This is a genomic window from Ruegeria sp. HKCCA0370 (assembly GCF_013033705.1).
In the GTDB taxonomy this organism is placed as follows: domain Bacteria; phylum Pseudomonadota; class Alphaproteobacteria; order Rhodobacterales; family Rhodobacteraceae; genus Ruegeria.
On the sequence record NZ_WQEP01000004.1, the window covers coordinates 144,712 to 166,594 of the forward strand.

Here is a 21,883-nt window from a genome sequence, read left to right on the forward strand (position 1 = left end):
TTGGATCAAACGCGCCCACCGGACCCGCTTGGGTCCGGCAGGGATCTGCCTTCACGGGCTATTCGGTGGCCCAGATCTTGCGGCGGCGTTCCTTGACCATGTCATTGCCTTCATCGGTGCCGTCGTGGAACGTGTTGAACCATTCATCCCAAGGGGTTTCCCAGGTGCCGTAGTTGCAGTCAAAAAACCGATGATGCAGCTGGTGAAAGAAATCCCCGACCTGAAACTTGGCCTTGTCGCCGAACTTCACGTGCTCGAACCCGGCATGAGAGGTCGGAGCGCCGATGCCGTGATGGAACAGCAGGAAAATGGCGTGGGTCGGATGGGACGGCAGCAGGAAGAAGATCATCGTATCGAACATCAGAAAGAAACTTTCGACCGGATGCATCGCAAGCCCCGACCAAGGACCGGTATTGATGTTGCGGTGATGCCAAGCGTGGACTTTTTTATAAAGCACACCCACATGCAGCAGCCTGTGCAGCCAGTAGAAATGGAACCCGGCCCAGATCGGCACAAAGACGGTCATGGCGATGAACCAGATCGGATTGCCGTCTAACGTGATCATCGTGATCCAGCCATTGGCATAGGAATACAGGATCAGACATTCCCAGAACGTCCAGAACGTCAACGCCGGGCCCAAGGTCCAGAACATGTTGTCCCAGACCTGATTTTTGAATGTGAACACCTTGGCGCCCTTCATCATCGGGCGCATGTCATAACGGTATTCGTCCTGCTGCGTGCGGAACCTCCAAAGGGCCAGGTGCAAGCCGCTTGCGACCACCATCAGGATACAGAAATTGCGGAACCAGATTTCCGCAACCCAATCCCAGCCGAAGGTCTCGATCCTGCTCAGTGAAGGCGTCAGATAGGTCCAGGTGATGACCGCAAAGACCAGCAGCAGCGCCCGCAATGCAAGCGGATTCCAGCTTTGCAGCAGGTATTTCAACGCGGCCAGAGGTTTCATCGGCCAATCCCAATAGGGTGCGGTCTGAATCGGAAGCTGAGGCGTGTAATTCCAGATCTTGCGCTTGGCTCGTGGCGGCAGGGCGGGGTCTGACATAGAAGGCTCATTTCATCTGTTCACTGATCACAAGCCTAAGGCGTGGGATCAAAAGCTCAGACCTAATTGTCTTGCCGGAGAGGCTAAGTTCTGCTTAGCCTGTCGGAATGAACACCCGCGTCCCTTCCCTCAACTGGCTGCGCGTATTCGAGGCTGCGGCCCGAACCGAAAGCTTTGCCCGCGCCGCGACCCAGTTGAACATGACGCCTGCCGCCGTCAGCCAGCAGGTCAAGGCGCTGGAGACAAGACTGGGCACACCCTTGTTTCACCGTCACGCGCATGCGGTCACTTTGACCGAGACCGGGCGCGCCTATCTGCCGTCGGTACAGCAATCCTTGCTCATGCTGGAAACGGCAACCGCCGGTCTGTTCGGCGAAACCCGCGAGCAAAGGCTTTACGTGCAGTCGGTGCTGCTGTTTGCACATGGCATTCTGGCCGGGGGTGTTCCCGGATTTCAGGCGGCGCATCCTCAGATCAACCTTTCGCTTTCGACCGGCAATGTCATGTCGGATTTTGCCAATCGGTTCACTGACCTTCAGATCGTGTTCGGAAACCCCGCGCTGTTCGGCTCGGAAAGTGACGAGTTGATGCGCGAACATCTCTATCCCATCGCCCCACCCGAGATTGCTGCCCGGATCGAGACGGCAAGGGACTTGTTCGACTTCACCTTGATCGAAGTTTCGACCCATCGGGCAAGCTGGCCGCATTGGTTCGAACACCAGCGGCTGCCAGCAGGCCAGGCACGGTATTTTTTTGCCGACAATTCGGTGATGGCGGCCGAGCTCTGCGCCAGAGGATGCGGCATTGCCTTGGCGCGCGCGCCCGCGTCAGATCGCATTATGAAGCTTTCCGGTTTGGTCCCCTGCCTGCCGGACTTCTCCTGCCCGGGGCAGGAAGCCTACCATCTGGTCTATCCCTCCCGCACGGCGCTGCGCCCGGCAGCGCGTACGTTTCGCGATTGGCTGATGGATTACAGCGCCGCCGTCCAGACGCGGTAACGCCCCTGCCCGGTGACTTCGCGAACCAGACCCCGCTGCGCGAACAGGTCGAAATTGCGCTGTACCGCGGCGCGGGAAGCCTTGGTCAGGTCTTCGGCCAAAGGCGCGGATACCATGGGCCAGGCCGTCAATGCATTGATCAGGCGCGGCGGGGTGCGGCCGCTCAGATCCTGCGTGACCTCTTTGGCTTTCGCCTCCCACGCGCTGATCCGGTCCAGATGCAGCAACGCCGCAAGGGCAGCCTGCCCGGCGCCGCCGATCCATGCGCTCAGTTTTTCCGACGAATCCCCCGAGCCGCGCAGCGCACGCGGCCCGGACAAAGCCAAGGGCATGAACTGCGCACCGCCGCGCCCCATGGAGGCCGCATGCCGCGCGGCTATGACGGCTGCTTCCGTGTCCTGTCCGATGCCTTGTGACACCGCCCGCCACGCGTGAAACGCAATTGCCGACTGCGTCACAGGATGCAACCCTTCGGCGTTTTGCATGACCTCGGCCAGATCAATGATGGATTCCGGGGTCGAGTCGGCCCCCTGAGCCAGTCGGTCAAGAAACGCGGTCAGCCCCCGTTCCCAACCGCCGGCAGCAGGCGGCGCGCCCGAACTCAGGCGTCGCACGGCCCATCCGGCCCGGAACAGGGCCTGCACGTCATCATGAGTCGCGCCGATCCGCAAACCGGTCCACAAAGCCAATCGATCCACGCTGATCCGGTCTCCGGTCCACCACCCCAGATCGGACGTCTCCATCAATGCCAAGCGATGCGTCCAGCCTTCGGGGCCCGCTCGCAACCGTTCATCCAGCGCGCCAAAAGTCAGGGCCAGATCCGCAAGTTCCGCAGAAAGGTCGGACTGCGCAGCCCGCCAATCACGCGGATCGAACAGCAGGCGCTGTTCGCGTCGCGGCCCGGGCAGGAAGAAACCCTCGTCTTCCTCGACTTCATCCGGTGGCAAGAACCACAGGTCGTCCTCTTCGGACGGATCGCCGTCATAGATGCTGGCGGGGCCAAGATCTTCGGCCTCGTCTTCAGGAAGGGGCAAGGGTTTCTTCGACGTCATACCCCGCATTCTTCGGGCATTCCCGTTGCTTCACAAGGGGTATTCCGTCAGCTCGCAAAGGTTCGGGTCAGAACATCCAGTTCGCTGCTCAAATCGGTCTGCGGAGAGCTGCCCAGCAGCATGTAACCATAGCCATCCTGCGCCCAGGTCGCTGTTGCCAAACCGCTCAGAATGGCCTGTTTGACCTCTGCCTTCGGGGCGTTCGGCCCCTGGCGGATAACACAGAAGGCAAAAGGTTGACCCTGCTCATCGGCGAAAACGACCTGAACCAAAGGCTTTCCCTTGAACGAAAGCACTTGTGCTCGCTTCAACTCCAGCCCAGGCAGGGAGTCCAGCGCTTCACGGTTCAGAGACCTGCCAAGTGCTGCCTCGGCCATCGCGAACTGCTTGTCCAGCGATGCCTCGGAACTGTCCAGCGAGACAATCGTCTCGGGCACATAAAGCGACTGATAGATCGCCGCTTGCTGCGCCCAGCCCAGTTCCGCCGGACGCGTCGCCCAGAATGTCAGGGCAACGGCTGCAACCCCGACGCCCGCGGCCACGGCCAGAAGGCGCAGAAACCCGCCATTGGTGTTTCGCGCCACGGGTTCCGGCAAATCGACCTTCGGCGCCGCGGTGGGCAGTGTCTCAAAGACCTGCCGAACGACAGGCGCAAACGGATCCAGCGCCATCAGGCGGCGTTCAAGCTCGACATCATCCTCAACCGCGGCCTCGATGGCGCGGCTCTGAGCCTCATCCAGCGTGCCTTCCAGATACGCCAACAGCGTCTCGTCGGAAAACGTCATTTGCCACTCCGTCGCGCGGCGTCTGCCGCCTCAAACTGCATCACGGTTTTCAGTTTCCGCCGGGCATTCGATAGCCGGCTCATGATTGTGCCGATGGGAACGTCCAGCAATGCAGCGGTTTCGCGGTAGCTGTACCCTTCGACGAACACGAGCATGACCGTTTCCCGCTGCGCTTCTGGCAGCTGCATCACTTGAGTAAACACTTCAGCCGCAAAAATATTCGTTTCTGAATCCGGCAAAGTTGCGACCAGTTCCGATTCTGGGGTCACGGACAGCGCCTGTGCCCGCCGGACGGAACGAGACCGCACTTCGTTCAACCAGATTGACCGGCAGATCGTCATCAGCCAACTGTCCAGACGATCATGCGACGTTACCTGATGATGCCGCTCGAGCGCACGCAGGCATGTGGCCTGCACCAGATCGTCCGCCACATCCGATGCCCCCGACAACGCCAGAGCAAACCGCCAGACGCGTCTTGAGTGCATCTGTACGGCGTCACGAACGGCCTGTTCGGAAGTCATCTCGGCACTCATCGAATAAAACGCGACCTGTGTGTGTTTGTCAGAAACGGACCCGGCCCGCAGGGCCAAAACTGACATAAACCGCGGAGGAAAGAAATGAAACTTCTGTTGAAGGCAGTCACGTTTGCGTCGGCAATTGTTGCAACACCCATATGGGCAGCGGGCTGGACACTGGAGTCCGATCGCTCGCATCTGGCCTATGGAACGATCAAGAAAAACGCGGTGGGCGAGGTCAACAGCTTCACCAGCCTGAGCGGACACGTGACGCAGGAGGGCGTGGCCGAAATCGAGATCGACCTGTCCTCGGTCGAGACCAACATAGAAATTCGCAACGAACGGATGATCGAATTTGTATTCCGCCAAGCACCCACTGCGCGCCTGACGGCCGAATTCGACATGGCGAAGGTTGCAGGGCTGGCCGTGGGTGAAACCACCACTCTGGATGCTGCTTCCGTGCTTTCGCTGGCCGGCACGGAAGTTGAGTTTGACGCGGAAATGTTCGTCGCACGCTTGTCCGAGACGTCAGTGCTTGTTTCGACAAACGACATGGTGTTTCTCAGCACCGAAGACGCCGGTGTCAACGCCGGCGTGGACAAGCTTATGGAATTGGCAAGCCTGCCCGGCATCACCCGAACGGTACCGATTACAGCCCGGCTGATCTTTCACACGGATGAAGAACATGCCGCGACGGCATCGGAAGCCACAGAGGTTGTTGCTGCCGCAGCTGTTCAGGGTGACGCGACGGCCGGCAAAAAGGTGTTTCGCAAGTGCAGCGCTTGCCACAAATTGAAAGAAGGCAGCCATGGTGTTGGCCCGTCCCTGCACGGCATTCTCGGCGCAAAGGCCGGTCAGGCCGAGGGATTCAAGTATTCGACAGCGCTGGAAAGTTCCGACATCGTCTGGACCCATGAAACCCTGAGCGCATTCCTGACGGATCCCAAAGGGTATCTTCAGGGCAATCGAATGCAGTTTCGCGGCCTGAAAAAGGACGAAGATATTGTTAACCTTCTTGCGTATTTGCAAGAAGAGGGGTGACGGCAACACCCAAGAGACCTGCTGAATTTCGATTTCACGCAACCGGCCCCGGGATCGGATACGATGCTTGTGCCCGTCCCCTGTCTGGTTTCGGATCAACACGTGTTCAAAGTCAGGAATTACAGCCTTCTATCAGCGGATTCATGCCGGACACACGACTCGTTTGTGGCAAAACAGCCCGTATTTTAAGGCGTTTTTTGCGGATCCTGTCGCGCCACCAACCCTGCCTGCGCCCGTACAAAGGGGCAAATCGCGGTTGTTGTTGCGCTTTCCAACTCTTGTCCGATCGTCAACCAGCCATTATTTAGCGGGCCTACAGCTCAGATGGTCAGGATGGGCCGCTCTGCCGCAGCATGGCATCTGTCCTTTAGGCCCGACAAGATATAGGTTAACTGAGCGTGCGCACAGTTTCACGATTTGGAGAACGCAATGATAAAGCGCGCCTGGAACAAGTGGCGATCAGGCTATATGGGCCGCCTTGTAGGTGAAAGCTTTTACGCGCAAGGCAAGCTGTATGGTATTGCGGTTCTGGCAATGATTGCCGTGGCGGTCACCACGGCCGGCTCCGCATATATGATGGAGTACATTGTCGATGCGATGACCAGCCCGGAATTGCGGGGCTACGCGCATGTCATTGCGCTTGGGGTCGTGATTCTGTTTCTGGTTAAGGCCATTGCCTCGTATATTCAGTCTGTTTTCCTGGCCCGCGCCGGCAACCGGATCGTCGCGCAACAGCAAGACAGGGTTTATCGCAAACTCCTCAGGCACGGCGTCTCGTTCTTTTCGACCAATGAATCCTCAGATCTTTTGATGCGCACCACCCACGGTGCTCAGGCGGCTCGCAGCCTCATCGATGTCCTGGTCACCGGATTTGTGCGCGACGCCCTGACTTTGGTCGGCCTTGTAGGGGTTATGGTTTACCAGCAACCCGTTCTGTCGGTGATGTTCTTTGTCGTGGGCCCGATCGCCCTTCTAGGGGTACGCTATCTGCTGAAAAGCGTGCGTTCGATCATGCAGGCCGAGTTTGCATCGCTGGCTGAAATTATTCGGGTACTTCAGGAAACATCCGCTGGTATCAAGGTTATCAAGGTCTTCTCACTGGAAGATCGCATGATCAATCGCATGGACACCGCCATTCGGAGGGTCGAGGACCGGGCAAACGATATCTCGAGACTTCAGTCCGTGGCCAGCCCCCTCATGGAATTTTTGGCCGGTCTTGCTGTGGCAGGTGTACTAGTCGTCAGCACAATGGGAATCGCTGGAAGCGAACAACCTAGCGCAGGTCAGTTGATGTCTTTCATAACCGCACTTCTGATGGCATATGAACCAGCAAAACGTCTGTCGAGAATGCGTGTCCAGATCGAAACCTGCATGGTCGGTGTCGCCATGTTGTTCGACTTGCTGGATCAGGACGAGACGATGTTGGAGAGCCCCAAAGCCCATGACCTCATCGACGGCCCCGGACAGATCGAATTGCGCAATGTAACCTTTGGCTATCATGGTGCGATGCCGGTGATCGAAGAGATGAATGTCACGTTCGAGGCCGGTAAAACCACAGCTCTTGTTGGTCAATCCGGCGGCGGTAAGTCCACGTTGTTCGGCCTGATCATGCGTTTCTATGATCCCGATCAGGGCAGCGTTGAGATTGATGGTCAGGATCTACGCGAGGTGAGCTTTGCCTCGCTGAGACGCAAAATATCCTATGTCGGTCAGGATACATTCCTGTTCTCGACATCGATCATGGACAACCTGCGCTGCTCGTCCCCTGACGCCACGGACGAAGAAGTCATAGACGCCGCCAAAGCCGCACATGCGCATGATTTCATCATGGATCTGCCCGAAGGCTACAATACGCAGGTTGGCGAAAACGGCACCTTCCTGTCAGGTGGCCAGAAGCAGCGAATTGCGATTGCCCGCGCTATTCTGAGAAAAGCCGAGATCCTGCTTTTGGACGAAGCCACAAGCGCGCTGGATGCTGAATCGGAATCGCTTGTCAAAAAGGCTTTGGACACCCTGACAAAGGACGTGACCGTCGTCGTCATTGCGCACCGACTTTCGACTGTTCTGGAAGCGGACAAGATTATCGTGGTTCAGGATGGCTCGATCGTGGAACAGGGCAATCTGGACGAGTTGATGAAAAAGAACGGAAGCTTCCGCAATCTGTTCAATCAGCAATTCAAAAAACACGCACCCTCGGCGGAAGTGGCAGAGTAGCCCCTGCATTCGGTCTGGCACATGCCTCCCTTCTCTGGGCAAGACCTGTCCGGAAGAGGGGCGGAGTATTCTCTTCACGCGCGTCCGTGCATCGAAATCATCAAGCCCAAGCCGCCCAAGGGATTTGGGCGGCTCGGGCCGCATCTTGGGAAGTAACCGGTCCTGTCTTGCGCAAGGGTTCGAAGATGGCGGTCTTCGACAGTAGCGACACAAACATGTGGCTTGGTCGCCCACGTCGGCGCCTTGGCGGGGTGGTTCTCCCACAAGAAGTCAACGTCGCTTCTATCGAGGCCGCCCTGTTTGCCACTGCCTCACGCCACGCAAAAAACCTACTTGCACTACAAGGGGTACAGACACGCGACCTGATGCGGTTCTCCGGCCAGTTCAGGCAATGTTGCCCTGCACTGATCGGTTGCCAGCCAACATCTTTGCGCAAAGGCGCAACCTTTTGGAATATTCATCGGCGATGGCAGTTCGCCCTCAAGCTTGATCCGTTCTTTTCGGGCCGTGGGGTCGGCCCGGGGCGTCGTGGACAGCAACGCCTTGGAATAGGGGTGGCGCGGCGCGGCGAACAGCTGTTCTTTGGGCGCCTTTTCAACAGCGCGCCCCAGATACATCACGATCACGTCGTCGGCAAAATGCCGGACCACGGAAAGATCATGCGAGATGAACAGATAGGCGAGGTCAAGCCGTTCCTGCAAATCCACAAGCAGGTTCAGGATCTGTGACTGGATCGAGACGTCCAGAGCCGAAACCGGTTCATCCAGAACCAGGACCCTGGGGTTCAGCATAAGCGCGCGTGCAATGGCGATCCGCTGACGCTGCCCGCCAGAGAACATATGTGGATAGCGATCATAATGTTCGGGGCGCAATCCCACCATCTCGATCATGTCGCGCGCTTGTGCCTCGCGGTCTGCGGCGGACATGTCCGGGCGATTGATGATCAGCGGTTCCTGCAATATCTGGCCGATGCGCTGACGTGGATTCAACGATCCATACGGATCCTGGAACACGATTTGCACCGTTTCCCGCATCTTGCTCCACCGCGACGGGGTAATGTCGACACCGTCAATCGTCAGCCTGCCCGACGTCGGCTCTTCAATCATCGTGACCAATCGGGCCAATGTTGACTTGCCACAGCCGGACTCTCCGACGATGGCCAGAGTCTTTCCCGGTTTCAGTTCGAAATCCACCCCCGAAAGGGCCTTCACTGTCGCTGACTTGGACAGCAACCCGCCCTTCACCGTGTAAAAACGGGTCAGATCTTTCGCCTGAACGATGGGGTCGGTCATGCCAATTCTCCGGCCGCAATTTTCTCTACGTAGTGACAACGTGCCTTGCCGAAGGCATCGGCATGAGGGGTCGGTGGTATTTCAGCGCAAATTGCATCAGCAAACCGGCATCGCGGGCTGAACAAGCACCCTGCGGGGCGATCGAACTGGCCCGGCACAACGCCGGGAATCGTCGGGAGAATCTTGGAGGTCGCGCGCTCGGGCAAGGCGCTCAGCAGGGCCGATGTATAGGGATGACGCGGCGTGCGGAACAAATCACACACGGGCTGCTCTTCGACTTTTTGTCCAGCATATTGCACCTGGACCCGTTCGGCGGTTTCGGCCACCACCCCCATGTCATGAGTGATCAGCACAAGGCCCATATCGTGTTCGTCCCGCAACCGAACCAGCAGGTCGAGTATCTGCGCCTGAATGGTGACATCCAGCGCGGTGGTCGGTTCGTCCGCAATCAGCAGCTTGGGCTTGCAGGCGATGGCCATCGCGATCATGACGCGCTGGTTCATGCCCCCTGACATCTGGTGTGGAAAGGTGGTCAGGCGGCTTTCCGGAGCCGGGATGCCGACCTGGTCGAACAGCTCAATCGCGCGCTGGTGGCGGTCCTTACGGTTCAAGCCAAGATGGATGCGCAGGGCCTCTTTGATCTGGAATCCCACCGTGAAACAGGGGTTCAGCGACGACATCGGCTCCTGAAAGATCATTGCCATGTCCTTGCCGATGATCTTGCGGCGCTCACGGGCCGAAAGACCGGCCAGATCCACCCCCTCAAAGCGCATCTCGTCAGCGGTGATCGTCGCGGTCCAGGGCAACAACCCCATCAGCGCCAACATCGACACCGACTTGCCCGAGCCGCTTTCGCCGACGATGGCCAGCAGCTCGCCCCTGTCGACCGACAGATCGACACCGTCCACGGCGCGGAACTTGCCCGAGGCCGTGGCGAATTCAACAGTCAGGTTGCGGATCTGCAAAAGGCTCATGCGATCAGCTCCGTTTCAGTTTCGGGTCAAGCGCATCACGCAGGCCATCACCCATCAGGTTGATGGCAAGAACGGTGACAAGAATCGCCAGACCGGGGAAGGTGACCACCCACCAGGCGCGCAGTATGAATTCGCGCGCTTCGGCCAGCATGGTGCCCCATTCCGGAGTGGGCGGCTGCGCGCCCATGCCCAGAAAGCCCAAGGCAGCTGCATCCAGGATCGCCGTCGAAAAGGACAGTGCCGCCTGTACGATGATGGGTGCCAGACAATTGGGCAGCACGGTGATGAACATCAGCCGTGACCTGCCAGCACCGGCCACACGCGCCGACGTGACATAATCCTTCTGACGTTCCGCCAGAACTGACGCGCGGGTCAGGCGCACGTAGTGGGGTTGGAAAACGATGGCGATGGCAATCATCGCGTTGGTCAGCGACGGGCCAAGGATGGCCACCAGCACCAGTGCCAACAGCAGCGACGGAAAGGCCAGAACGATATCCATCACCCGCATGATCAGCGTATCGACCCATTTGGGAGCAAAGCCCGACAGCAGGCCAATCATCACGCCACCCGATACGGCCACACAGACGACGACGATTCCGACAAAGAAGGAATAGCGCGAGCCCATGATCAGGCGCGACAGCATGTCCCGACCCAGCGGATCGGTACCCAACGGGAAAGCCCAGCTTCCGCCCTCCTGCCAAGCAGGCGGTTGCAGGATATGATCGCGGAACTGCTCGGTTGGGTCATAGGGGGCCAGAAGGGGCGCAAAGGCGGCACAAAAAACGAAGGCTGCAAAAACCCAAAGCCCGATGACAGCGCCGCGGTTTTCGCTGAAGTAGTACCAGAACTCGCGCAGGGCGCTGGGGCGGTCTTCCGTTCTGGGCGGGGTTGAGGATAGTTCGGCCATCACCGCCTCCGAATTTTGGGGTTGATGATGCCATAAAGGACATCGACCAGCAGGTTCACCAGCATCACGATCACCGCGATCATCAGCAATCCGCCCTGAACAACCGGGTAGTCACGGCGAAAGATGCTGTCGACCATCCACTTTCCTATGCCCGGCCAACTGAAGATGGTTTCGGTCAGGATGGCTCCTGCCAGCAATGTGCCCACCGACAGGCCGATCACCGTTACAACCGGAATCAGCGCGTTACGCAGCGCGTGCAATCCGTTGATCCGCGTTGGCGACAAACCCTTGGCGCGCGCGGTGCGGATGTAATCTTCGCCCAGAACTTCCAGCATCGCCGACCGGGTCTGGCGTGCGATGACCGCCAGAGGAATCGTTCCCAGCACAATCGTCGGCAGGATCAGATGGCGCACGGCTGATCCGAATGCCCCTTCCTGACCCGACCACAGGCTGTCGATCAGCATGAAGCCCGTGACGCTGGGAAAGTAATACAACAGGTCGATGCGGCCCGAGACCGGCGTCCAGCCCAGATTGCCCGAGAATATGATGATCAACAGCAGCGCCCACCAGAAGATGGGCATCGAGTACCCGACCAGCGCCGAGGACATCAGCGCCCGGTCAAAGAACTTCCCTCGGTTCACCGCCGCGATCACACCTGCCGGCAGACCCAGCGCAACGGCGAAGATCATGGCGCACAGGGACAACTCCAGCGTTGCGGGGAACAGCGAAAAGAACTCATCCCATACGGGTTTCCTGGTGACAAAGCTTTCGCCCAGATCACCTTGAAGCACTCCGGTGAGGTAATCCCAATACTGCTGCAACACCGGCTTGTCGAAACCCAGCTTTTCGACCATTTCCTGATAACGTTCTTCCGTCATGCCGCGTTCTCCGGCCATCACGATGATCGGATCGCCGGGCAGCACCCGGATGAACATGAACGAAATCAGCGTCACGCCCAGAAATGTCGGAACAAACAGGCCAAGACGGGTGAGGAAATAGCCAAGCATCAGCGACCTATGATTGTAAGTTCTTTGGGAAAGCGGGTCAGTGACCGACAGCCATCCCCGGTGACAAGGACGTCATCTTCTATGCGAACGCCGAACTTGTCCAATTCATACAGACCGGGTTCGTTGGTCCAGACCATGCCCGGCAGGATTTTCTGGCTGTTGCCGCGCATGATATACGGCGCCTCATGCACATCCCGGCCCAGACCGTGACCTGTCTTGGTCCGGATACGATCGGCAAAGGGCGAGGCCTCAAGCACGCCTGTGACGGCATCGTCGATGTCATGCGCTGTCACGCCGGGGCGGCAGGCTTCGAACCCGGCTTTGTTGGCGCGCAAAACCGTGTCGTAGACATCCCGGCCTTCGTCCGTGACGTCCTGAACGAAAAAAGTTCGCGTGATGTCGGCCGCAAAACCATGTTTTCGAGCGCCAAAGTCGAACAGCAAGGCGTCGCCTGCCTTGATCCGGTAGTCGGCGCGCGCCTTGCCGTGCGGTCGTGCCGAGTTGTCCCCCGCAGCCACGATGGGGGAAAAGGCCAACGACTCGGCGCCTTCCGCAAAAAGCGCCTGTATCAGCGCCTGTTCGATCTGTTTTTCGGTCTGACCTGTGCGAACACCCGCAATCACACGCTCCAACGCGCGTTCCGAAATATCGATGGCCGCTTGCAGCGCGGCGATATCTTCTTCGGTTTTGATGATGCGAAGGCCTGAGATTTCGCGTTCGCCGTCCACAATCTGCAGATCCGGAATTGCGCGGGTAAACGCGTCTGACACGAAAAACCGCATCACCTGACCTTCGACGGCCAACGATCTGATCGGACTATGCGCTGCCAGCGCGGAAAAGGCGCCGTCATAGCCGGTCTGATCGCGCCAGTCGAACACGGCACCCTTAAATCCAACCAGATCCCATGAGGCGAGTTCCAGATTGGGCACGATCGCCGCCGGATCACCCTGGGCCGGAATCACCACGACAAAAGGGCGCTCGTGGCTCATGAAGGATTTGCCCAATGCGCGGGTGAAATTCGGACCCGGCACCAGGGCCACTGCGTCCACTGACATATCCAGTGCCAATTGGCGGTATTCGGACAAATCCGGCATTCTGCCCGACCTCCTCAATAAGAAAGCCGGAGCCACCACTCTGGTGGCTCCGGTTTGCGAGTGGTGGTTTATTCGACGCTCACACCATAGAAGATGTGACCGCCCAGAGGGTGCACCTCATAGCCTTGCACCTTGTTGCTCATGGGCATGTAAACGACCGAATGCGCGATGGTTGCCCACGGAGCCTGCTCTTTGAACACAACCTGCGCTTCTTCATACAGTTTGGTCCGCTCGGCCTGATCCGTGCTTTGCTTGGCCTTCAGGATCAGGTCTTCGAATGGCTGATGGCACCATTGCGCCCGGTTGGATGCTTCGACACCGTCACAGCCCAGCAACACCGCCAGGAAGTTGTCCGGGTCGCCATTATCCCCGGTCCAGCCCAGCAGAACGGCACCGTCCCGGTTCAGTTCTTTCGACCGAGACAGGTATTCACCCCATTCGTACGAGACGATTTCGACGCCCACACCGATCTTGGCGAAATCCGCCTGGATCAACTCGGCCATGCGACGGGCATTGGGGTTGTAGGGGCGCTGGACGGGCATGGCCCAGATTTTCATCGACAGGTCCGAAACACCTTCGGCCTCAAGCATCGCCTTGGCCGCTTCGGGATCATAGGGATCGTCCACAATGGCGTCGTTGTAGCCCCACATGGTAGGCGGGATCGGGTTCTTGGCCACCTGGCCCGAGCCCTGGAAGACCACGTCGATGATCGCCTGCTTGTCGATCGCCATGTTCAGCGCTTTGCGCACCTTCGGATTGTCGAATGGCGCCATCGTGGTGTTGTAGGCCAGATAACCAACATTCAGGCCCTCTTGTTCCAGCATGTTGATGTCCGGATCATCCTTCATTGCCTGAATGTCAGCAGGGTTCGGATAGGGCATCACATGACATTCGCCTGCTTTCAGCTTTTGATAGCGCACAGACGCATCCGGCGTGATGGCAAAGATCAGGTTTTCGACCTGCGCCGGGTCTTTCCAATACGCATCATTGGCCGCGTAACGGATCACCGCGTCTTTTTGATATGCCACGAACGAGAAAGGTCCGGTGCCGATGGGTGCCGTATTCAGTTTTTCCGGCGTACCGGCTTCCATCATTGCCGCAGCGTATTCCGCCGACACGATTGAGGCAAAGTCCATCGCCATATTGGCGACAAACGGTGCTTCGGGCTTGGACAGGGTAAATTTCACCGTGTAGTCGTCGATCTTTTCGATGGACTCGACCAGATCAGGCATCCCCATACCCTGGAAATATTCCCAGGTTCCGCCTGACACTTGATGATAAGGGTGGTTTTCGTCTTTCTGACGCATGAAGGTGAAAATCACGTCATCCGCGTTGAAGTCGCGGGTCGGCGTGAACGCGTCATTCGAGTGGAACTTGACGCCCTGACGCAGCTTGAAAGTGTATTCCAGACCATCATCGCTGGCCTCGACGCTTTCGGCCAGGCCGGGGACCACATTGGTCGTGCCCGTTTCAAATTCAAGCAACCGATTGTAGATCGGATGAGAAGACGCATCAAAGGTCGTCCCTGCGGTGTACAGCGCAGGATCAAAGCCTTCAGGCGACCCTTCGGAACAATATACAAGTGTATTTGCCTGCGCCACGGCACCCGTCAGGGCGATCGCAGTGGTTGCGGCCAGAAGTTTGAGTTTCATGATTTTCTCCCAGAAAAGGACTTTAAAAGACAATCGCATGGCTCTTTGTCGTCAGAGCATTCAGTGACAGCACAGGTCGTCGCGATCCCTCTGCCCAATGTATCCAAAATACAAAATCTAAAGTCAACAGTGTCTTTCTGCGGATGTCTCTGACAACCGTTTCTGCCTTTGCACCCTGATTTCAGGGTCTCATTCTCATCTTCGCCGCGAAAACGATACGACGCCACGAAACGCTCTGCCGCGCACTCAGACCTTTCTGTTCATGGGTGCGGATTGCATGCTCTCATGGCCTGTACCCTCACGTCTTGTCCGTATGCGTAACCGCACGCCAATCCCGTGCGGGAGGGTTGGTCAAAAGCTTCGTTGCGCGCAACTTCATAACCACGGACACAGGATCCCCGCCCCGCATTTTGTCCGCGGCTTCAAACGCAGCTATCGCCTGCTCGAACCGGCCGGAACGATAATGCGCAAGACCTTGTTCGTATGTCTCGATCCAATCAAATGATCCCTCAAAACTGTCGACCATCGCAATCAGCTCATAGACCACCAGTTCCTCGGTCCGGCCAAAGACCGCAAGCGTGTCCAGCTCTCGCACGACAATTGCGTCGGCGGCTTCGCGCCGGGTCTCGGGGCCGATCAGAATACGCGTGCCATACTCCTTGTTGGCCCCTTCCAATCGGCTGGCCACATTCACGACGTCGCCGATTGCCGTATAGTTCAACCGCTGCTCTGACCCAATGTTGCCAACCAGAGCTTCCCCACTGTTCAACCCGATCCTGACACGCAGGGAATTTCCGGCCTCGTCCTCGATGCCCGCATCTTCCACGGTCGCGACAAGATCCAGTGCCGCGCGGCAGGCATTCTCGGCATGGAGCGCATCCTTGCGCGGTGCCCCCCAGATCGCCATGACCGCGTCACCCATGAATTTGTCGATCGTCCCGTCATGGCGCGCGACGGCTGCTGCGGCCGCAGAGAAAAAAGGCTCCATCAACTGGATGATCTTGGGGCCCAGTTTTTCCGACAACCCGGTGAATCCGGTCACATCGCAAAACAACACGGAGACCTGTTTTATGTCGCCGCCCGGCTGTGTCTTGATACCCTCGGCGACCAGCATCTTCACAAGATCGGTCGGCACGTATTTTCGGAACGCGGACAACCCTGCGGCCATGCTGGCAGTGGCTGCTGACAGATTGGCCAGCTCGGACAGGTTGGAAGGCCTGCGTGAAATGTGTTCGACATCAAAGCGTTCGATTTTGCTCAGGTCTTCTGCGATGCGCGCCAATGGGTTGGCCACAATTCTACGGATCAACCAGATCGCCAGAGCGGTCGAGACGATCACGACCCCGATCAGGATATAGATCAGGTCTATCAAGGTTGCATTGATACCCGACAAAAAGGCCGATTCCGGAATGACCGTAGCGACGCGCCACCCGTAAAAACCCAAAGGTGTCAGGGCCACCGCATAGGGGACGCCATCGATCACCACGCGTTTCGTCGAACTGCCCGCAGTCTTGCCATCCGGGTCGCCCAACAGTTTTTCCCCCGAGATCTTGGCAACCTCGTACAGCTCACCCTCGCCCATGCGCGCCGGTGTAACTTCGTCCGCCTTTGCGTCGGGAACAGCAATTACTTTGCCATCGGCATCCAGAATAAAGGCGGCTCCGAATTCGCCGGGCTCGAGCGTCGCCAGAAAGCGTGACAAACGGTCGGTTTCGATTGCGACCGCAAGGACACCCTGCCTTGCCCGGTTGACATCGATCGGCCCTGCAAATGCGTATACGGTCTTGTCACTGCCCGGAAGATCGCGTGCTTCGATCCATCCCATCGTGTCCAGGGACATAAAATTGTTGAACCAGGCGTGATCGCGAGGATCATAGGAGGTCGGAACAAAGGTCCGTTCTTCGAACTGAATATCCCCGGGAATAAAAATGTATCGATCGGTCCGCAGGTTCCGGTCGCGGATGTCCTTGTCGATCTCTATCATCTCAAGCCCGCTGTCGCCCAAACGGTGCGACGCGAAAAAATTGCCGTCCGGCCAACCAAAGAAAATCCAGGAAATATTCGGCTGCGCCTGCAACTGAGACAGAAAGACGAACTCTCGTTTATCGGCCTGCCGTGTTGCGATGACATTCTGTACAAAGATCGTGCGCACCGCCGACCATGCGGCTTCGGCGGATCTGAGGGTTGCCCCGACTTCGATACGGACCGTGTTTGCAATCTGGCTGTTGATCTCAGCGGCAAGCATGCGGCTGTTGTCACGCGCGGTCGTCCACCACAGCGAATGAACAACGAAGGTCGACACGCCGATGGATACGGCGACCAGCATAGATACAGCAATGCCGACACTGAACCGCATGAAAACCCCGAAAAGAATGTCCTGTACCACAGTATTCGGTTGAGATCGCAGGAAGAGCAAAGCTTAGTTTGCTCCTACCCCGAAAAATCACGCAACTGTTAAGCACATGTGTATGCCGCGACCGAAATCCACGGCACCTGGTCACTTGCCGATGCCCAGAGGACAGACCTTGCGCGTGGCGGAAATCAACTGCCCTTGGGTCCGGATTTGCGACGTTTTGGAACTGCGTTGCCACCCTTGGCGGATTTGACGGCCGCCGCGCGTGCACGATTCTTCTTGCTGTTTGGCTTGCCCTTCGGCGGCGGCGGACCTTTCGGCGCGTCTCCGGCTGGTTTAGAGCGACCTCTCCTTTGCTCGACACTGCCGGGCTTGCGTTTTTTCGGTTTTGCGCCCGAAGCGCTGAACTGGCTTTTTGCGTCGTCATCCGACGCTCGGCGGGTTTCGGTCGCGGGCACGGTCTGGGCAGGCTGAACCTCGGGCTTGGATTGGCGGCGGCGGGCTTTCCGCTCAGCCGGAGAGTTTTCCGTTTTGTGTCCCGTAGGTCTGCCTTTGAACTTTCTTTTGAGACCAGACCGACCGGTTGACGACAGGTCCGGTGCTTTGTCCAACCGCACAAGGTCTTTGGTTTCTTCGACTTTCATCTCTGGACCAATGGCCGTCAGAAAGCGGTCGACACTTCCCTCACTGATTTCGAAATAAGTTACGTCCTCGGCAATCCGAATGGCACCGATGTCGTCTTTTGTCAGATCGCCCGCCTTGCAGATCATCGGCAGCATATGACGGGGAGACGCATTCTGATTGCGTCCTTCGGACAGTGAAAACCAGACGCCTGGCCCAAAAGATGCGCGCAGCTTTGGGGCGGTCTGATCGACCCCCGACAGCTCTTCCGGGGCGGAATGGCGTAGTTTGTATTGCCTGAGGTAAGCGGCTGCGATTTGTTCGGGCGTGAAGCGAGCAATCAGTTTTTCAACAGACGGGCGCTCGCTTTCCATGACCTCGACCTGCCAGTCCTCTGATGCCAGCATCCGAGCCTGATCACGCTCGTTCACCTCATCCGCAGACGGGGCCGATCCCCATTCTGCTGTCAGCTTGGCAAATTTCAGAATGCGCTCTGCCTTTTTGCGCGATGATGGCGCGACGATCAGGGCACTGACGCCCTTGCGCCCAGCGCGACCCGTGCGGCCAGACCGGTGCAGCAGTGTTTCATGGCTGTTGGGCAGTTCGGCATGGACCACCAGATCAAGGTTGGGCAGATCGATGCCGCGGGCCGCAACATCGGTTGCGACACAGACCCGGGCCCGTCCATCGCGCATGGCCTGCAACGCGTTGGATCGTTCGCTCTGGGTCAGCTCACCTGACAGGGCCACGACAGAAAACCCCCGGTTCGACAGGCGCGCGGTCAGGCGCGAAACCATCGCTCGGGTGTTGCAGAAAACGATGGCATTGGGGGCCTCGTAATATCGCAGCACATTGATTATCGCGTTTTCACCATCACGCGGCGCCACCGTCATGGCCCGATACTCGATATCCGCATGCTGGGTCAGTTCGCCGACCGTGCTCACACGTTCCGCGTCGCGCTGATACCGCTTGGCCAGATTGGCAATTGCGCTTGGCACAGTGGCAGAAAACAACAAGGTCTGACGATCCGCGGGTGTTTCATCAAGGATGAACTCAAGATCCTCGCGGAACCCCAGATCCAGCATTTCATCCGCTTCGTCCAGGACAACCGCTCGGATAGCTGTCAGATCGATTGAACCTCGATTGATATGGTCGCGAAGTCGTCCCGGAGTGGCCACAACGATATGTGCGCCTCGGGCCAACGCGCGACGTTCATCCCGAATGTCCATGCCCCCGACGCACGAGGCCAGAAACGCTCCCGCTCCGGAATACAACCAGCCAAGTTCCCGTTTTACCTGAAGTGCCAGCTCGCGGGTCGGTGCGACAACCAGCGCCAACGGCGCTTCGGGTTTGCCGAGCGTTTCTTCATCGCCTAGCACCCTGTGCGCTATCGCCAGACCAAACCCAATGGTCTTCCCTGATCCGGTCTGGGCCGAAACCAGCATGTCGCGCCCTTCCAGCTCGGGCTGGGTGACGGCTCGCTGAACTTGGGTCAATGTATCATAGCCCTTGCGCGCTAGCGCATCTGCAATGGTTTGTTTCACGGTGGTGGTTCTTTGTATCGGCCAGGTGATAGGCGCTGTGCGGAATTGCGATCAGCGGATCATCCAAGGGTAAAGACAGCCCCTTATCGGCTGCCATCCCGGTTGTATAGACGGGAAAACGGGCATTTTCGCCGAAAAGCTCCTCATAAGGGAACACCCTGACAGGTCAGACCCTGACGCAACCGCCAGGGCCGGGCCGCGTCAAGCCTAGGTCAACGCGGGAACATAATTCAACATCTTGCCGGCAGCTGCCTGCTGTTGGGCGTCGGAAACATGCACCGGGCACGCATAATCGCGCCGATCATTTCGATGACATGGCCGTCGTCGATGCGACATGGGTCAAACAAGAGCCCGAGCGGGTTCGTTTTTGATCTTGTTGCCCCAATCTCAAGCCCCTGTTGCCCTAAGCAGTACTCTGCCACGGGTCAATCCATTCACTTTTTCGATGATGGCATCGGCGTCGATACAGTGGTGGCGATAGAGATCACCGATCGTTCCTGTCTGGCCAAAATGTTCGACCCCCATCGGAATGGTCTGATGACCGCGCACAGCGCCCAGCCACGACAATGTTGCAGGATGCCCGTCAATCACGGTGACCAGATTGCAGTGCGCCGGCAGGCCAGACATCAGGGTTTCGATGTGGGATAGTGCGGCGGGGTTGCCGCGCGACCGCGCGCGTTGTGCAGCCGTCCAACCGGCATTCAGCCGATCCGCGGACGTCACGGCCAGAACGCCGACATCGCGCCGGCCCTCGCCGATGATACCGGCGGCCTTGATTGCCTCGGGCGCGACAGCACCTTGATAGGCGATTACAACTTCGCAATTGGGCCCCGGTTTTCGCAACCAATAGGCCCCGTCAATGGCACCCTGCCGAAACTCGTCATCCACGCGTTTGCCGGGCTGCTCAATCGGGTTGGTCGTCAGACGCAAATAGACGGAACCGCCGGTTTCATCGCGCAGCCATGTGCGCTCGTCCGGTTGTCCTTCACCGTCGCGTTGCAGATAGTCGAAGGCCCATTCCATGATCACCGCCAGTTCATCAGCAAAGGCGGGTTCAAATGCAGCCAGCCCGTCCTGGCTCATCCCGATCAGCGGTGTGCCGACGGATTGATGCGCTCCGCCTTCAGGTGCCAGTGTCACGCCCGACGGCGTACCAACGAGAATAAAGCGTGCATCCTGATAGCAGGCATAGTTCAGCGCATCGAGGCCGCGACTGACAAAGGGGTCATAGACGGTGCCGATCGGGATCAAACGTTTGCCAAACAGGGAATGCGACAGACCCGCCGCTCCTAGAAGCAGCATCAGGTTCATTTCGGCGATCCCAAGCTCGATATGCTGCCCTTCCGGCGTGAATTCCCATTTCGCCGTCGAAGGGATCCGATGTTCTATGAAGGCATCGGCTTGCGTGGATCGGGCAAACAGCTTGCGCCTGTTCACCCAAGGCCCCAGGTTCGTCGTGCCGGTGACATCCGGAGAGGTTGTCACGATGCGTTCGGTCAACGGGCCATCACCTTTTGACAGATCGTCAAGGATCTTGCCAAACGCCATCTGGGTCGAGATTTCACGGCTGGTGTCGACCTCGATCCTTGGCACGTCCAGCTTGTCATCGAAATAGCGGCGCGGACCCTTGGCAAAGAACGGTGCCCTGGCCAGAAAATCCTTGAATGCGGCGGGGTCCTGTACTGTCGCAAGCGGCTCCCATTCCTCGCCGTCTGGCACGCCCATATGCGACTGCCACGCGGCGAACTGGCTGTTGTTCATCAGCCCGCCGTGATTGTCCTTGTGACCTGCGATGGGGGTGCCCCACCCTTTGACAGTGTAGGCCAGGAAACAGGTCGGGCGATCATGATCGATGGCGGCAAATGTCCGGGCCATGGTCTCGACGCAATTGCCGCCAAGGTTTTCCATCAGCGCCGCCAGCTCTGCGTCCGTCCGCCGTTCAATCAAGGCAGTCACATCCCCCTGATCCCCCAGATCGTCTATCAAGCGCTGCCGCCAGACTGCGCCCCCCATGAAGGTCAAAGCCGAATAATCCTGATTGGGGCACGCATCGATCCAGTCGCGCAGGCGATCGCCACCCGGTTCTTCAAAGGCCGCGCGTTGCAGAACCCCATATTTCACGCGCACGACATCCCAACCGAACGCATCGAAGATCTTTTCAATCCGTTCGAACAGCCCTTCGCGGACGATGCCATCCAGGGATTGCCGGTTGTAGTCAATGATCCACCACGTATTGCGCAGGTCGTTCTTCCAGCCTTCCTGCAATGCCTCATAGACGTTGCCTTCGTCCAGTTCTGCGTCGCCTACAAGGGCCACCATCCGCCCCATCGGAGCATTCGAGCCCCAGCTTTTGGCCTTGATGTAATCCTGAATGATCGAGGCAAACGAGGTGATCGCGACACCCAGCCCCACAGACCCGGTGGAAAAATCAACGTCGTCGATATCCTTGGTCCGGCTGGGATAGCTTTGCACACCGCCAAAACCACGGAAGTTTTCCATCTTCTCGCGCGTTTGATTGCCCATGAGATACTGCATCGCATGGAAAACCGGCGAGGCATGGGGTTTGACAGCCACCCGGTCTTCAGGGCGCAGGGCCGAAAAATAGAGCGCGGTCATGATCGACACCATCGAAGCAGACGACGCCTGATGGCCACCAACCTTGATCCCATCCACCTTTGGCCGGATGTGGTTGGCATGGTGGATCATCCAATGCGACAACCATAACAGACGTTGTTCAACGATCTTCAACTGGGTGGGATCAATGTGCATGGCGG

At 58.2% G+C, this 21,883-nt stretch carries 16 protein-coding genes; 3 read left to right on the plus strand and 13 right to left on the minus strand.

The window, feature by feature from the left end:
• Positions 1-58 precede the first annotated feature (58 nt).
• Entirely contained in the window at positions 59-1,060 is a 1,002-nt protein-coding gene (locus GOW31_RS10930) for a sterol desaturase family protein (protein ID WP_171170010.1), read from the minus strand.
• A 107-nt stretch (positions 1,061-1,167) separates the two neighbouring features.
• On the opposite strand from GOW31_RS10930, the gene GOW31_RS10935 reads away from it, so the two are divergent.
• The gene (locus GOW31_RS10935) at positions 1,168-2,058 is read left to right on the plus strand and encodes a LysR substrate-binding domain-containing protein (RefSeq protein WP_171170012.1); all 891 of its coding nucleotides are present in this window, start codon (positions 1,168-1,170) and stop codon (positions 2,056-2,058) included.
• Here the strand turns inward: GOW31_RS10935 and GOW31_RS10940 are convergent.
• The 3 genes from GOW31_RS10940 to GOW31_RS10950 are packed head-to-tail and all read right to left on the minus strand — an operon-like array spanning position 2,031 to position 4,494.
• Positions 2,031-3,119 (minus strand): helix-turn-helix domain-containing protein, encoded by a 1,089-nt coding sequence (locus GOW31_RS10940; protein WP_371813744.1) that lies wholly within the window; start codon positions 3,117-3,119, stop codon positions 2,031-2,033. The two genes, GOW31_RS10935 and GOW31_RS10940, sit on opposite strands and share 28 nt — an antisense overlap.
• 38 nt (positions 3,120-3,157) lie before the next feature.
• On the minus strand, positions 3,158-3,895 hold the full coding sequence (locus GOW31_RS10945; RefSeq protein WP_171170016.1) for a hypothetical protein: 738 nt from the start codon (positions 3,893-3,895) through the stop codon (positions 3,158-3,160).
• Positions 3,892-4,494, minus strand: a complete 603-nt coding sequence (locus GOW31_RS10950) for an RNA polymerase sigma factor (RefSeq protein ID WP_254441693.1) — start codon at positions 4,492-4,494, stop codon at positions 3,892-3,894. The genes GOW31_RS10945 and GOW31_RS10950 overlap by 4 nt, the downstream gene beginning before the upstream one ends.
• 18 nt (positions 4,495-4,512) lie before the next feature.
• On the opposite strand from GOW31_RS10950, the gene GOW31_RS22040 reads away from it, so the two are divergent.
• Both GOW31_RS22040 and GOW31_RS10960 read left to right on the plus strand, forming a co-directional pair.
• Complete coding sequence (locus tag GOW31_RS22040; protein ID WP_253284242.1) at positions 4,513-5,451, plus strand: cytochrome c family protein; 939 nt, start codon at positions 4,513-4,515, stop codon at positions 5,449-5,451.
• 429 nt (positions 5,452-5,880) lie between these two features.
• The gene (locus GOW31_RS10960) at positions 5,881-7,665 is read left to right on the plus strand and encodes an ABC transporter ATP-binding protein (protein WP_171118111.1); all 1,785 of its coding nucleotides are present in this window, start codon (positions 5,881-5,883) and stop codon (positions 7,663-7,665) included.
• Positions 7,666-8,003: 338 nt separating this feature from the next.
• Here the strand turns inward: GOW31_RS10960 and GOW31_RS10965 are convergent, their stop codons facing one another.
• The 9 genes from GOW31_RS10965 to GOW31_RS11005 all read right to left on the minus strand — a co-directional run bounded on the left by GOW31_RS10965 (position 8,004) and on the right by GOW31_RS11005 (position 21,878).
• Positions 8,004-8,957, minus strand: a complete 954-nt coding sequence (locus GOW31_RS10965) for an ABC transporter ATP-binding protein (RefSeq protein ID WP_171170018.1) — start codon at positions 8,955-8,957, stop codon at positions 8,004-8,006.
• Complete coding sequence (locus tag GOW31_RS10970; protein ID WP_171170020.1) at positions 8,954-9,931, minus strand: ABC transporter ATP-binding protein; 978 nt, start codon at positions 9,929-9,931, stop codon at positions 8,954-8,956. The genes GOW31_RS10965 and GOW31_RS10970 overlap by 4 nt, the downstream gene beginning before the upstream one ends.
• Positions 9,932-9,935: 4 nt before the next feature.
• Positions 9,936-10,838: an ABC transporter permease subunit gene (locus tag GOW31_RS10975; protein ID WP_152460560.1), complete on the minus strand. Its 903-nt coding sequence runs from the start codon at positions 10,836-10,838 to the stop codon at positions 9,936-9,938.
• Positions 10,838-11,845, minus strand: a complete 1,008-nt coding sequence (locus tag GOW31_RS10980; RefSeq protein ID WP_171170022.1) for an ABC transporter permease subunit — start codon at positions 11,843-11,845, stop codon at positions 10,838-10,840. The genes GOW31_RS10975 and GOW31_RS10980 overlap by 1 nt, the downstream gene beginning before the upstream one ends.
• Complete coding sequence (locus GOW31_RS10985; RefSeq protein WP_171170023.1) at positions 11,845-12,939, minus strand: Xaa-Pro peptidase family protein; 1,095 nt, start codon at positions 12,937-12,939, stop codon at positions 11,845-11,847. Before GOW31_RS10985 ends, GOW31_RS10980 begins: the two co-directional genes overlap by 1 nt.
• Positions 12,940-13,007: 68 nt before the next feature.
• A complete protein-coding gene (locus tag GOW31_RS10990) occupies positions 13,008-14,591 on the minus strand; it encodes an ABC transporter substrate-binding protein (RefSeq protein ID WP_305849412.1) in 1,584 nt (527 codons plus the stop codon).
• A gap of 298 nt (positions 14,592-14,889) precedes the next feature.
• A complete protein-coding gene (locus tag GOW31_RS10995) occupies positions 14,890-16,947 on the minus strand; it encodes an adenylate/guanylate cyclase domain-containing protein (RefSeq protein WP_254441694.1) in 2,058 nt (685 codons plus the stop codon).
• Between the two features lie 185 nt (positions 16,948-17,132).
• On the minus strand, positions 17,133-19,109 hold the full coding sequence (locus tag GOW31_RS11000; RefSeq protein ID WP_171170025.1) for a DEAD/DEAH box helicase: 1,977 nt from the start codon (positions 19,107-19,109) through the stop codon (positions 17,133-17,135).
• A 387-nt stretch (positions 19,110-19,496) separates the two neighbouring features.
• Complete coding sequence (locus GOW31_RS11005) at positions 19,497-21,878, minus strand: 1-deoxy-D-xylulose-5-phosphate synthase N-terminal domain-containing protein (RefSeq protein ID WP_171170026.1); 2,382 nt, start codon at positions 21,876-21,878, stop codon at positions 19,497-19,499.
• Positions 21,879-21,883: the final 5 nt, after the last annotated feature.

Coding starts and splice junctions, on each gene's coding strand:
- GOW31_RS10930 (WP_171170010.1), bottom strand. CDS start 1,060: ATGTCAGACCCCGCCCTGCCGCCACGAGCCAAGCGCAAGATCTGGAAT.
- GOW31_RS10935 (WP_171170012.1), top strand. CDS start 1,168: ATGAACACCCGCGTCCCTTCCCTCAACTGGCTGCGCGTATTCGAGGCT.
- GOW31_RS10940 (WP_371813744.1), bottom strand. CDS start 3,119: ATGCGGGGTATGACGTCGAAGAAACCCTTGCCCCTTCCTGAAGACGAG.
- GOW31_RS10945 (WP_171170016.1), bottom strand. CDS start 3,895: ATGACGTTTTCCGACGAGACGCTGTTGGCGTATCTGGAAGGCACGCTG.
- GOW31_RS10950 (WP_254441693.1), bottom strand. CDS start 4,494: ATGTCAGTTTTGGCCCTGCGGGCCGGGTCCGTTTCTGACAAACACACA.
- GOW31_RS22040 (WP_253284242.1), top strand. CDS start 4,513: ATGAAACTTCTGTTGAAGGCAGTCACGTTTGCGTCGGCAATTGTTGCA.
- GOW31_RS10960 (WP_171118111.1), top strand. CDS start 5,881: ATGATAAAGCGCGCCTGGAACAAGTGGCGATCAGGCTATATGGGCCGC.
- GOW31_RS10965 (WP_171170018.1), bottom strand. CDS start 8,957: ATGACCGACCCCATCGTTCAGGCGAAAGATCTGACCCGTTTTTACACG.
- GOW31_RS10970 (WP_171170020.1), bottom strand. CDS start 9,931: ATGAGCCTTTTGCAGATCCGCAACCTGACTGTTGAATTCGCCACGGCC.
- GOW31_RS10975 (WP_152460560.1), bottom strand. CDS start 10,838: ATGGCCGAACTATCCTCAACCCCGCCCAGAACGGAAGACCGCCCCAGC.
- GOW31_RS10980 (WP_171170022.1), bottom strand. CDS start 11,845: ATGCTTGGCTATTTCCTCACCCGTCTTGGCCTGTTTGTTCCGACATTT.
- GOW31_RS10985 (WP_171170023.1), bottom strand. CDS start 12,939: ATGCCGGATTTGTCCGAATACCGCCAATTGGCACTGGATATGTCAGTG.
- GOW31_RS10990 (WP_305849412.1), bottom strand. CDS start 14,591: ATGAAACTCAAACTTCTGGCCGCAACCACTGCGATCGCCCTGACGGGT.
- GOW31_RS10995 (WP_254441694.1), bottom strand. CDS start 16,947: ATGCGGTTCAGTGTCGGCATTGCTGTATCTATGCTGGTCGCCGTATCC.
- GOW31_RS11005 (WP_171170026.1), bottom strand. CDS start 21,878: ATGCACATTGATCCCACCCAGTTGAAGATCGTTGAACAACGTCTGTTA.